At 62.9% G+C, this 12,679-nt stretch carries 8 protein-coding genes and 2 tRNA genes; 6 read left to right on the forward strand and 4 right to left on the reverse strand.

Going from position 1 to position 12,679, the window contains the following annotated elements; all coding sequences use genetic code 11:
- Positions 1 to 11: 11 nt before the first annotated feature.
- Positions 12 to 2,372, reverse strand: a complete 2,361-nt coding sequence (locus AOP77_RS05260) for a bifunctional lysylphosphatidylglycerol flippase/synthetase MprF (protein WP_062210269.1) — start codon at positions 2,370 to 2,372, stop codon at positions 12 to 14.
- A 186-nt stretch (positions 2,373 to 2,558) separates the two neighbouring features.
- Between AOP77_RS05260 and AOP77_RS12500 the strand changes: the two genes are divergently transcribed.
- The 4 genes from AOP77_RS12500 to AOP77_RS05275 all read left to right on the forward strand — a co-directional run bounded on the left by AOP77_RS12500 (position 2,559) and on the right by AOP77_RS05275 (position 3,779).
- Positions 2,559 to 3,386 carry a DUF3566 domain-containing protein gene (locus AOP77_RS12500; protein WP_236685756.1) on the forward strand — a complete coding sequence of 276 codons (828 nt, stop codon included), beginning with the start codon at positions 2,559 to 2,561 and terminating at the stop codon, positions 3,384 to 3,386.
- 84 nt (positions 3,387 to 3,470) lie between these two features.
- A tRNA-Ile gene (locus AOP77_RS05270) sits at positions 3,471 to 3,544 on the forward strand.
- Positions 3,545 to 3,556: 12 nt separating this feature from the next.
- On the forward strand, positions 3,557 to 3,670 hold the full coding sequence (locus AOP77_RS12505; protein WP_236683491.1) for a DLW-39 family protein: 114 nt from the start codon (positions 3,557 to 3,559) through the stop codon (positions 3,668 to 3,670).
- Between the two features lie 36 nt (positions 3,671 to 3,706).
- A tRNA-Ala gene (locus tag AOP77_RS05275) sits at positions 3,707 to 3,779 on the forward strand.
- Positions 3,780 to 3,835: 56 nt separating this feature from the next.
- Here AOP77_RS05275 and AOP77_RS05280 read toward each other — a convergent pair.
- Positions 3,836 to 4,369 carry a PH domain-containing protein gene (locus AOP77_RS05280; protein ID WP_062210272.1) on the reverse strand — a complete coding sequence of 178 codons (534 nt, stop codon included), beginning with the start codon at positions 4,367 to 4,369 and terminating at the stop codon, positions 3,836 to 3,838.
- Between the two features lie 218 nt (positions 4,370 to 4,587).
- Between AOP77_RS05280 and AOP77_RS05285 the strand changes: the two genes are divergently transcribed.
- Entirely contained in the window at positions 4,588 to 8,271 is a 3,684-nt protein-coding gene (locus AOP77_RS05285; RefSeq protein WP_152649781.1) for a metallophosphoesterase, read from the forward strand.
- A gap of 4 nt (positions 8,272 to 8,275) precedes the next feature.
- Here the strand turns inward: AOP77_RS05285 and glpK are convergent, their stop codons facing one another.
- Both glpK and AOP77_RS05295 read right to left on the reverse strand, forming a co-directional pair.
- Positions 8,276 to 9,781 carry a glycerol kinase GlpK gene (gene glpK, locus AOP77_RS05290; RefSeq protein WP_062210280.1) on the reverse strand — a complete coding sequence of 502 codons (1,506 nt, stop codon included), beginning with the start codon at positions 9,779 to 9,781 and terminating at the stop codon, positions 8,276 to 8,278.
- Between the two features lie 84 nt (positions 9,782 to 9,865).
- Entirely contained in the window at positions 9,866 to 10,834 is a 969-nt protein-coding gene (locus AOP77_RS05295) for a sugar-binding transcriptional regulator (RefSeq protein WP_062210282.1), read from the reverse strand.
- Positions 10,835 to 10,940: 106 nt separating this feature from the next.
- On the opposite strand from AOP77_RS05295, the gene AOP77_RS05300 reads away from it, so the two are divergent.
- Positions 10,941 to 12,662 (forward strand): glycerol-3-phosphate dehydrogenase/oxidase, encoded by a 1,722-nt coding sequence (locus AOP77_RS05300; protein WP_062210285.1) that lies wholly within the window; start codon positions 10,941 to 10,943, stop codon positions 12,660 to 12,662.
- The last annotated feature ends 17 nt before the right edge of the window (positions 12,663 to 12,679 follow it).

Genomic DNA, 12,679 nt, shown 5'->3' on the forward strand with positions numbered 1-12,679 from the left:
CCTGCCGATCGCTAGTCGTCCTTGTGGACGGCCGCGCGAATCAGGTCTGTCGCATTCGCGTCCGGTAGGTAGGCGCGCAGGATGGCGAGTGAGATTCCGGGCAGTTGCGCCTCATCCTCGAATGCGAGGTACATCGGAACGTGTTCTGGCTTGAACTTGGCTTTGAAACGCTCGAGGCTGGTGAACCCGTAATACGGCTCCATTTTGTCCGCGAGGATATCGAGCATGCGTTCCAGCGGGCTACCGGTCTCCGCGGAGTACGACAACGGAGCGCAGGACAGTGAGATGAACTCGTAGCCTTGCTCCTTGAACTCCATCGCGGTTTGCGCGATGAGGAATTCCATCACGCCGCTCATGACGCCGTCGTCGAGGCGGCGCTGCATGATGTCGATGGTCCATCCCACCACGTCGCCGTCGCGGTAGACGGGCATCCAGCTGGTCATGCCGTGAACCGTGCCGTCTTCGTGAACTGCAAGGTGCATGACCACGTTGGGATCCTCGGCTTCCTTGAGCCCGCCCAGCGTAAAGCCCATCTCGGGTAGCGACTTATCGCCCACCCATTGAGCGGCGATGGTTCCGAGTTGGTCCTTGAGGCCACGGGGCGCATCGTGCATGCGTACCGCCGTCATGGTGACGCCCTCGCGGTTTGCCCGGTTGATCGCGCTACGGACGTCCTGCCAGGCCTTGCCCTTGAACTCGAGTTCGGGAAGACGGATGACGGTGTCCTCAGCCACCTGGATGGACCGGTAGTCGAAGGCCTCGAGCACGTCGCGGAACTCCGCGGTCACGGAGAAGAACGTGGGTCGCAAACCGTGCGAGCGGCAGAAGTCGAAGAACTCGTGCATGTCCTCGCGCACGTCCTCCGGCCTGCCGACGGCGTCCGACAGCACGATCGCAGTACCGCCCACTTGCTTGAAGGCGATGGCGACTCGCTCCGCGTCCGACACCCAGTACGCCAGACCGTCCCAGCGGGCCATGTACCCCACGTCCGTCATCCCCGGGGTGTCCGTCTGAAGCTGGATGAAGCGTTCCTTCTTGGTGGGGTCCGTCGCGGCGGCGCGGCTGTTCAGCATGATGGCTGCGAACGCGATTGCGACGGCGACGAACCAGATCACCCCGATTGAGCTCACCAGAATGCGGGCGGCTGTGGTGGTGGGCTCACTCTCACCGCTAGTGAGGCCAAAGATCCGCAGGACCGACTCGCCGATCGCGGTGCCAAGGGTGGGCGACGGTGTGAAACTGTCGCGTAGCGCCATGATGGCCACCACGTTGAAGGTAGCGACCCCAAGGCCAAGGAACAGAATGCGCCGATACGTGCGTCGACGCGTCCGCCGGTCACCACGCACCATGAAGTGACGGCGCCAGGTGAACAGAATTGCCACGAGTGCGAGGTCGAGTGCGAGGTCGAGCCACTGACTTGGGTGCAGGTTGGGAATCCCGATCCCGATGAGGACGGCGCCGCCGATCGTGATGATGAGGATGATGATTCGCGCCGCCCGCCGTCCGCGGTGAAGCGCATACGACAGGGTGAGCGAGATGATCGTGAAGCCGAGCTGGGTGAGAAGCGAATACTCAGAGGTGTCCTCGGGGACACCAAAACTAAGGACGCCTCCCTGTCCGGGCCAGAGGCGCGTCAGCAGGTGGTGGATTGCACCGAACGCGACGATGATCCCGGCCAGGTCACGAATCTCCTGGCGGCCCACATGCCAATCCATCTTCTCGTAGGGGCGGCCCACGACGAGTGGACCAATCGCGAGGCCGATGAACAATGCCGCGGCGTGCGTGAAGTCCCAGATCTCCCCCGCGTAAAGAATCATCGCGATGGCGTACAGGGAACCAATCAGCCGGACACGACGGCGCCAGAGCGGCGCCATCGCGGCGGTGGCGGCACCGAGTGCACCAAACCCGCCGTTGGACAGCCCCACATCACGTACCTGCGACAGTTCCTGGATCCAAGCCACGTCGATGTCGCTCAGCGCCCAGAACATGGTGGCGACCACCAGCACGGCGCCGATGTGTGTGCCAATCACCGCGAGAAGCATGCGCCAGGCGCCAAAACGGTACTCGAGGTAGCCCGCACCAATGGCGAAGGTGGTGAGGATCAGCGCGTACATCCACGGTTCGGGCGAGATGGCCGCGCCCACAAACACCGTGTACCACTGGCCCTCCTGGAAGGCGGGAAGGCCAAAGCCCCATCGCTCGGTGAGTCCCATCTCCGTTGCTGACTCCCACAACGCGTGAGTGACTATGCCCACACCGAGTACCACCAGGATGGTGATGAGCGTCGCGGGGATGCGCTTGAGGATCCCCAGCGCATCGTGAAGTGAACTGCTCGACGAGTCGTCTTCTGGAGGGGCCGTTGCCGTAGTCATACGCCAAACCTAGCGCTCCGGGCTGCTAATGAGCAGGAGCCGGCAACGCCAAGCCGTCACTGTACGTTGACGAGAGGTACACGAGAGCGCCCGCCGGCTTTTGGCGCGGCCACATGACTACGGTCACCGCCTCAAGTACGATGGCACTGACGTACGCGCTCACGCGCGCCCATCAAGAGGAGTTATATGAACGCGGATGACCGCGCCAAGCCGTCGAGCGCGCGCATATTTAGCCCGGTGAATGATCAGGCTGCGAAGCCTGCGGGTCAAGCACAGCCTGCCTCCGGCCAGACTCCCGTCACGGACCAAGGGGCTACCGCCGGACAGGCGTCCGGCACTGGACAGGCGCCGACGACCGGGACGGTGCCGCAGCGCACCGCGATGCGACCCACCCGATCCTCACAGTTTGCGACCACCCAGGTTCCAGCAGCTGCCGTGAGCGCACCGGCCGCTCCCGCTCCGCAGCCCTCGAGCGCCACGCCTCCCGCAACCTCGTCACAGCCCACGACCGCAGGATCTGCATTCTCCGCCGGGGCAGCCGGTGCCGCCGGTGCGGTAGGAGCGGGAATGGGAAAGCTCAAGGGCTATGCCAACAAGGCCAAGGAGTCGCTGACTGAGGGTGACGACGTCACCGCGACTCGGAGCAAGGGTGGGCCGCGCAAGGCGCGAGTCCTGCTCTCCCGTATTGACCCCTGGTCGGCGCTGAAAATGGGCTTCCTGCTGTCGATCGCGATCGGCATCATGATGGTTGTTGCGGTGTTCGTGCTGTGGAACGTCGTGAACCAGATGGGCGTCTTCGTCATGATCAATGACTGGATCGTGAAGTTGTTCACCTCCAATCAGGAGGTCGACCTGCTGCAGTTCACAAGCCTCGAGAAGGTGATGTCCGCGACCGTGTTGCTGTCCATCATTAACGTCGTTCTGCTCACCGCGCTCACCACCATTGGCGCGTTCCTGTACAACACGGTGTCCTCGGTGGTGGGCGGCGTTTATGTCACTTTGACCGACGACTAGACCTTCAAAGTCCCACTTCAGGCGCGAGTTTGAGTCTGCGCGCCTGAGTGGGGTATCCTAGGTCGCCGCGGCAACGCGGCATCAGGGCCCATAGCTCAGGCGGTTAGAGCGCTTCGCTGATAACGAAGAGGTCGGAGGTTCAAGTCCTCCTGGGCCCACAGAGGTGAGACATGAAGAAGTTAGTTTTGCTTGGACTTGCCTTTGTGGCGGGTGCGGTGATCTACACATGGATTGCTGACAACACCAACCGCGATTTGTGGGATGATGTTCATCGTGGGATTTGATTCACGCAGTAACTGATTGAGTGGCAACGCTCATTCGGGGCCTTAGCTCAATTGGTAGAGCGCCTGCTTTGCAAGCAGGAGGTCGGGGGTTCGATTCCCCCAGGCTCCACAGAGAAGAAAAGCCCCGGCCAGCAGGCCGGGGCTTTTCTTGTTTGGTGCTGGCTATTAGCGCCGCGAGTTCCTGTCACGGTCGTCATCGTCGTCCTGAGTGTCCGACACCTCTTGGTAGAGCAACGAGTGAACACGCTCGACATTCGGGATGTCCTCGAACGACAGTGGATCGTCGGAAGCGGACTCGATGATAAGCGTGCCAGTTCTAAACATCCGATCAATCATGCCGTGGCGGAACTGCACGCTATTGATGCGGCTGACCGGAATGTCGATGCCGCTACGGGAGAGGACTCCCGTACGGAACATCACTCGACGGGTGGTCACCACAAAGTGATTGGTTGCCCACCTGATGACGGGTACGGCGAAGAGCCAGATTGCGACGATGAGCCAGATGACGCCCAGGATGATCATGACGGCGAGCTCCGCGCCATCGCTCCAGTTCTGGGAGTTCGCCCACGTCCAGGCAAAGATGACAAGGGCGGTGATCACCACGATGAAGAACACGGGGGCGATGAGCGCCTTCCAGTGCGTGCGGCTGTGAATGATAATGCGCTCGTCCTCGACGAGGTTGTCCTCCGGATATCCCACGGTTCTACTCCCAGCTAGAAATAAACACAATGCGTTGGTGTGATTCACAGCGTAGCGACACCGGGGTCCTGCCATCCTCTCAACCTGTGACGCATTGCCATTTCCTGAACCTTGTGTGAAGGCTCGGTGAAGTGGTGCGTATTGCGTTGACCCAGGCAGGCTCGGTTGATTGACTCGCACACGGCACCCGCCACAGACGCCTCAATCTTGGAGCACACGTGTCAGCAGTCGCTGCCGTTCGTCCATTGCCTGTCACTCGCCTGCTGGTTGCAGCGGTTACCTTGGCGGCGACCGCTGTTGTCCTGGTGGCCGGAACAGCCTCGGCCACGGCATCGGCGGGAAGGGCGGCGCTACCGACATTGAACTGGCCGCCACCCGAACCTGTGCGGTATGAGCCCTTGCTACAAGTGAGCGAGATCGTCGCCAATTCGCCCAATGCAGCGGGCGCTGATGCCTTCGAGTACGTCGAGGTACGCAATGCCTCGGACGCCCCACTGGCCTGGGACGACTTCACCGTTCGCTATCTGTATCCACTGGTCGATCACACGACCGTGGCAAGCGTGCTGTGGCCTACCGTCACTGAGGGCGCGGTCATTGAACCGGGCCGCACACTGGTGCTGTGGGTGCGCAACGCATCATCGGCGGGACGCAGCGTTGCGGACTTCAACGCAGCGTATGGCACCGACCTGGTCGACGGCGAGGACCTTGTTCAGCTCGACGGCGATGGTCTCGCTAACTCGCTCATGCGCGGGATTGAAATTCTGAGCCGGTCCGGGGTGCAGCTGTCGCGGGCCTACTACAACGAGGAGGGCGCGGCCGATGCCGCGGTTGCCTCGGGCGTCCAATACGGCGCGGTCTTTGCAGAGGCGGCAATACAGCCACGACTCGGCCTGGCAGAACCCTCGCCGGGGAAGCTCACGCGCGAACAAGGCGGTGTCGAACTCCTGGGCGCGCCCACGGCGGGCCTTGAGCCGCGGATCCTCGATGAGGCGCCGGCGACGTTCACCCCCGGCAACGCGATCGCCCTCGACGCCTGGGTGACGGACGACGCCCTGCTTCACACGGTGCAGGTGGAGGTCTCGACGGACCTCGACGCGACGGTGACCCATGATGTGATGGTTGATGAACTGGGCATGTATGGCATGGACCTGGGCCGGGCGGACACTGTCGGCCGCTCTGAACTGACCTATCGGTTCATCGCCTCGGACGGCTTCTCAACTGTCGAGGGACCGGAGCACACCCTTCGAGATGCGGCCACGACCTCGGCGCTAAGGATCGGCGGCGGCCACGCGGGCCAGCCCATTGAAGACATGCTGGCCGAAGTCACTCCTGCGCGCCTTACCCGTGACGATGGGGACGATCTCGCCGGCGCTGCGCTCATGGTCGCGGGAGGCGACTCCTACCCCGCATCACACGAACTCTCCATCGACGGTGAGCCGGTCGAGGGTTCAGCTGAGTTGGAGCACGAGCCGATCTTCGCCTTTGAGGCCACACTCACTGACCCCTACTTCCGCAATGGGGTGGTGATGGACGGCGACATCCTCACCATCTTCGACGAGGGCTTCTTTGGGGATACCCGCACGGTCGAGGCCTCGCTACCGCTCGACAGGGTCAACCCCGGCGAGGACGTCAAGGTGCGGATCTACTCCGGTACTAAGGCGGCGCCTGCGATTGACCCGGACGAGGTGAACGACGACTTCGTGGCACGGAACCTACGCCTGGCGCTCCCAGATGGGCGGGTTCTGCGACCCGTCAACATCACCGATCCCTCCGAGTGGATCGACATCGGCGACAACAAGGGGGCGAGCGACTTCTTCGAGGCGACGTTCCGCGTGCCGGACGATGCCTTTACTGCGCTCGCGTTTGCGTGGGACACCACGACCGTCGCGGATGGCGAGCACACCTTCGCCGCGTCGAACGGGCCCCAAAGTGCGGCGCTCAGGGTGAACGTGGACAACACCGGCCCGACCGTGGCATCCACCGTCGAGTCGGGTTCGGAGGTGCGCGGCGACGTCACCCTCGACGCGGACGTTCAGGATCAGGGCGCCGGCGTGGAGTCGGTCACGGCCACCCTCGACGGCGCGACAGTGCGGCTTCCGTATGAGCTGTCCTCCCTGACCACCGAGCCGGGCGACCACCACGCCGTGATCACCGCGACGGATCGCATCGGGAACACCACCGAACTCCCGATCGACTACTCGATTCCGGCGGAGAAGCCCACCGTGGCATCGGCTTGGCCGAACGACGGCAGGACGGTGGGTGGCTCAACGACCGTCGCGGCCGTGATCGATGACGCCTCTGGGGACGACCTGGACGTCACCATCGCGCGCGGACAGGCGCTCGCCTTGGGAGACGACGTCACGGTGAGTGTGGGAGAGGCGACCGATGCCCTGGCCGTGGATCGTCCCACGGCCCGGGTCGTCGATGCGGATGACGTCGCGCGGCTGGGTTCGGTGGACGGCACCTCGATGCAGTCCGCGAGCGCCCGCAAGTTGCCGTACGTGCTGATCGAGTCGACCGTGTCGGAAGGCGCCAAGGGGCAAGCGCACGTCGTGTGGAACGGAAGCGCGAACGGCAATGCGAAGGTGCTCTTATATGTCCTCGACCCAGCCACCTCTCAATGGATGGAGGTCGACCGCCACGTGACAGCGGCATCGTCGACCACAGCGGACGTCTTCACGCTCGAGGCGACGGTGCCGGTCGCGGAGTTCGTGAAGGATGGCACGCTGGTCGCATTGGTGCAGCACTCGGAGGGTTTTGCGGGTGACGACCTATCTACGCGCGATGACAAGATCGAGCCCCATCACCCTGATGACACCCCCCGTCAGGAGTACGACTTCACGCTCGCGTGGGAGTCGGACACTCAGTACTACAACGCACGCGCGGACATCTACGACCGCCAGACCTCGATCCACGACTACTTGCTAGAGGAGCGCGAGGACCTCAACTTGCAATACCTGATCCACACGGGTGACATCGTGGACTGGGCCGCGGAGGAGGCGCAGTGGGAAAGGGCCGATGCGACCTACGACGAGCTCGACGAGGCTGGGTTGCCGTATGGGGTGCTGGCCGGTAACCACGACGTCAACCAGCGCACCAATGACTACACGGCTTACTCCGCCATGTTTGGCGACGAGCGTTTTGCCGCGAATCCCTGGTTTGGCGGCAGCCTGCAAGACAACCGCGGTCACTACGACCTGATCACCGCTGGGGGCGTCGACTTCCTGTTCCTCTACATGGGTTGGGGGGCCGGTGACGAGCAGATCGACTGGATGAACGAGGTGTTGGCGCAGTACCCCGAGCGCGTCGCCCTGGTCAACCTGCACGAGTTCATGCTGACCACCGGCGGGCTAGGTCCGCTACCCCAACGCATCTACGACGAAGTCATTGCGACCAACGCTAACGTCAAGTTTGTGCTGAGTGGGCACTATCACGACGCCTTTACCCGCCTGGATTCATTTGACGACGATGGCGACGGCAAGGACGACCGCACGGTCACGTCGATGTTGTTCGACTATCAGGATCTGCCGCACGGAGGCGAGGGATACATGCGTCTGTTGCACTTTGACTCCGAGGCGGACACCATCACGGTCCGCACGTACTCGGACTACCTGCGCGACTACGACGCGGTCAACCAGGCGCTGGACCAGGCCAACCAGGAGTTCGTCATCCCGTACGATCGGGCCGCAATCACGTCGCCCCGCAAGGTGCTTCTCACTGATGCACTTAGCGTGGACGTGCTGGGAGACGAGGTCATCGCCAGCTTTGAACATGTGAAGGCTGGCAGCCTCGTGGAGACCCAGTGGGAGCCGGAGGCCGGCGCCACGTCCTGGTACTTGCGAGCCGAGGACCCCTACGGCGCGCAGGTGGTCACGGACGTGCGCACCGTGGCCTCTTCGTAGCGGTCTAGTCGATCCAGTCGAACGTGCGGGAGACGGCCTTGTGCCACTGAATGAGGCCCTCTGCCCGAGCATCGGCTTCCGTGGTCGGTTCCCAGCGTGCGTCCTCTCGCCACAGCGATCGGATTTCCTCGAGATCCTTCCAGAAGCCCACGGCAAGCCCGGCGGCGTACGCGGCGCCGAGCGCAGTTGTCTCGATCACCACCGGACGGATGACGGGGATGCCTAGGACGTCCGCCTGAATCTGCAGCAACAGGCTGTTGACGACCATCCCGCCGTCGACCTTGATCTCGGAGAACTCAATACCAGTGTCCGCGGCGACCGCGTCCAGCACCTCACGAGACTGGTACGCGACGGCCTCGAGAGCCGCACGAGCAATGTGGCGCTTGTCGGCGAACCGAGTGAGACCGAGTATCGCGCCGCGTGCGTCTGGCCGCCAGTAGGGGGCGAACAGTCCCGAGAATGCCGGAACAATCACCACTCCGCCGTTGTCGTCCACCTCGCTGGCAAGGGTTTCAACCTCTGCCGCCGTGGCGATGATGCCGAGGTTGTCGCGGAGCCACTGGATCAGCGAGCCAGTGACTGCGATGGAACCCTCGAGAGCGTAGAGCGGGTCCTCGCCGGCGATCTGATACGCCACCGTACTGATGAGCCCATGGTCCGAGCGCACCAGCTCGTGACCGGTGTTGGCGAGCACAAAATTGCCGGTGCCGTAGGTGTTCTTAGACTCGCCGCGCGAGAACGCCGCTTGCCCGAACGCCGCGGCCTGCTGGTCGCCGAGGATGCCAGAAATGGGGACCTCGCGCAGCAGGCTGGAGGACTCGACCTTCCCATAGACATCCGAAGAGCCCCGGATCTCCGGAAGCATTGAGCGCGGGATGTTCAGTTCGGTGAGAATGTGCTCAGACCATTCAAGGGTGGTCAGGTTCATCAGCATGGTGCGACTGGCGTTCGTGACGTCCGTGGCATGAACTCCGCCGTCGGTCCCCCCGGTCAAGTTCCACAGCACCCATGTGTCCATGGTGCCGAACAGCAGGTCTCCGGCCTCGGCGCGCTCGCGAGCTCCTTCGACGTTGTCCAGCAGCCACATGATCTTGCTGGCGGAGAAGTAGGTCGCGAGAGGAAGTCCCGTCTCTTCGCGGTACCGGTCGGTTCCGTGCTCGCTGCCCTGAGCAAGCGAGTCCACAATGTTTTGCGTTCTGGTGTCCTGCCACACGATGGCGTGGTGGATAGGTTCGCCGGTGTGCCGGTCCCAGATCACCGCGGTCTCGCGCTGGTTGGTGATTCCCACGGCTTCGATGTCGTGGCGCGTGATGTCTGCGTGACCCAGCGCGATGCCGATGACCTCACGGGTGTTCGTCCAGATCTCCGCGGCATCGTGCTCGACCCAACCAGGCTGGGGGAAGATCTGGCGGTGTTCAATCTGACCCGTGGAGATCGAGCGACCGCGGTGGTCAAAAATCATGGCCCGGGTGCTCGTCGTTCCTTGGTCAAGTGCAACCACGTAGGTCATAGGGAGCTCCTTCGCTCGAGAGGGGTCTTTGACAATGTAGACGGGAGCGAACAACGGTGCCTAGCCATTGGGAAAACGTGCAGCCTAGGCCGGATCGAGCAGACGCGTCGCGAGGGATTCGTCAAGGATGAGGTCGGTGACGAGACCCGCCTCGAGTGCCCCTTGGAGGCTGGCGAGCTTCTGTACGCCTGAGACTACGCAGACTCGGCGAGGGACGCGCCTAAGGCGCTGGAGGTCTGGGCCGCTGCCCCGCGCGTTCAGGGCGACATCCTTGGATGACCCGTCCCTGCGGTAGAACACAGTGGCGACGTCCCCGACAACCCGGTCTTCGCTGAGGCTCTGGTAGTCGGTGGGGTCGAGATAGCCGCCGATGTACACGTGACTGGGGATCTCTGCGAATGGGGAGCCCAGGCCAAAGACCGCGATGTCCATGCGCGCCTGGACCGCCAGCACGCGGTGGACGCTGCGCTCCTTCCACAGCCCAACCTTGACGGCGGGATCGTCGAAGAACGCGGGTACCGCAAACTGCTGAATCTGGGCGCTGTATGCGGCGCCGAATCGCTGCATGATCTCCGACGCGTAGTCAATGCCCGTGGTCTGGGTGTTGCCCGCGCCGTTCATCTGGACGATCACCGAGTTGTGCGTGTCTTTCCTCACGACGTGACGGCTGACCGCGCTGACAGTGGACCCCCACGCTACGCCAAGCGTCATGTTGGAATCCATCCATGAACTCAGCAGGCGAGCCGCGGTCATGGCGACCCGTTCGAGGCGGTCGATGTCGCTGATGAGTTGGGGCATGGGCACCACGTGCGCTGTCACCCCAAAGCGCTCCAGGATCTTGCGCTCGAGCGCAGCGCCGTGGTCAAGCGGCGACGAAACCGTGATCTCCACCAAGCCCGTTTCGCGCGCAAATCCGAGCAGCCGGGACACGGAGGAACGCGACATCGCGAGGTCCCGAGCGATCGCGTCCATGGTGAGGTCCTGCATGTAGTACATCTGCGCGGCACGCAACGCAGAACGGGTTCGGCGGTCATCCGCAATGCTCTCCGACATTTCAATCCCCTCAGTTCTGCACGTTCGTGCAAACGGCTTGTACAAATGTGTACGTGCGGCAAGTATAGGTCTCATCAGGCATATGCGTCAGTGAAAGGACGGCAGCGTGGCACAGCGAAGTGAAGCCCTTCCCCATTCGGAGGAGCGCCAAGAGGTCGCCCAAATACGTGAATCAGGGCGAACATCGGTCCTCGTCATCGGCGGCGGCATCAACGGTCTTGCGACCTTCCGCGACCTAGCGTTGCAGGGTATCGATGTGCTGTTGGTGGAGCGCAACGACTTCGCATCAGGATCCACCGCCGCGTCGAGCCACATGATCCACGGTGGGCTCCGCTACCTAGAGAATGGTGAGCTGCGCCTGGTTCGCGAGTCGGTTCACGAACGCAACTCGCTGTTACGCATTGCGCCCCACTTTGTGCGCCCCCTTAAGACCACCATCCCGATCTACTCGACGTTCTCCGGGCTCATCGCCGCCCCCCTACGAGTGCTTCGTCACCAGAAGGGAAAGCGTGCTAGCGAGCGTGGTGCCGCCATCATCAAGATGGGCCTCACCATCTATGACACGTTCTCACGCGACAACGGCTCGGTACCTCGCCACCAATTTCACGGGCGCAAGCGGTCGTTGGAACAGCTACCCAAGCTCAATCCAGACGTGAAGTACACCGCGACTTACTTTGACGCCTCGGTTCACAGCCCAGAACGCCTGGCGCTAGACGTCATGCTCGACGGAGTTCACGCCGGACAGCGCGCCACTGCGGTCAACTATGTGGAAGCAGTCGCCATGACCCAGGATGGCGTGACCTTGCGTGACCGCGAGACCGGCGCTGAGTTCAGCGTCAAGGCTGATGTGGTGGTGAACGCCTCGGGGCCGTGGACCGACCTCACCAACGGCGCGCTCGGACGCGACACGAGGTTCATGGGGGGGACCAAGGGGTCACACATCGTCCTGGACAACGAAGAGCTACTCGCCGCCACTGACGGCCGCGAGATCTTCTTCGAGCACAAGGACGGCCGCATTGTTCTTGTCTACCCGCTACACGGCCGGGTGCTGGTGGGCACGACCGACCTCGAGGCTGATCCGCGTAACGATGCCGTATGCACTAACGAGGAGATCGACTACTTCTTCAATCTGCTCGGAGAGGTGTTCCCGTCGATTGAGGTGGAGCGGTCGCAGATTGTCTACACGTACTCGGGGATCCGCCCTCTTCCCCATCACGATGCCATGGCGCCGGGGCTGGTTTCGAGGGACTACTCGATTGAGGTCGAGGACAACGGCGATGGGCCTGCCGTGGTGAGCCTCGTCGGTGGCAAGTGGACCACCTTTAGGGCACTTGGTGAGACGCTGGCCGATCGCATCTTGGGCATTCTGGACCGCAAGCGCGTTACGTCCACCGACGGTGTTGCCATCGGCGGGGCAGTGGACTTCCCGACGGACCCGAGCAGCCGCGCCCAATGGCTCAGTACTCACCTTCCGCGCATTGAGTCTGGTCGCCGTGACGTGCTTCTAGGGCGCTACGGGTCACGGGCAAGCGATGTCGCAGACTTCATCGAGGCTGAGGCAGATAGCTCGATCGCGGGACGCGAACTCTCGTCCCGCGAGGTGGAGTACATGATTCGTCACGAGTACACGCGCACCGTGGCGGACGTGGTCCTGCGCCGCACCAATCTGGCCTTCATGGGGCTTGCCTCGTCGAAGGTACTCGCCCAGATCGCCGATGCGATGGCCGCCACACTCTCGTGGGATGCCTCTCGCACGACGCACGAAATCTCACGGTGTGAGGAGGTACTGCACAGGTTGCACGGCGTTCCTGAACCAGCAGGACGGTGACTGTAATCCAGGTCACA

Source organism: Demequina oxidasica (assembly GCF_000975115.1).
Classification (GTDB): Bacteria; Actinomycetota; Actinomycetes; order Actinomycetales; family Demequinaceae; genus Demequina; species Demequina oxidasica.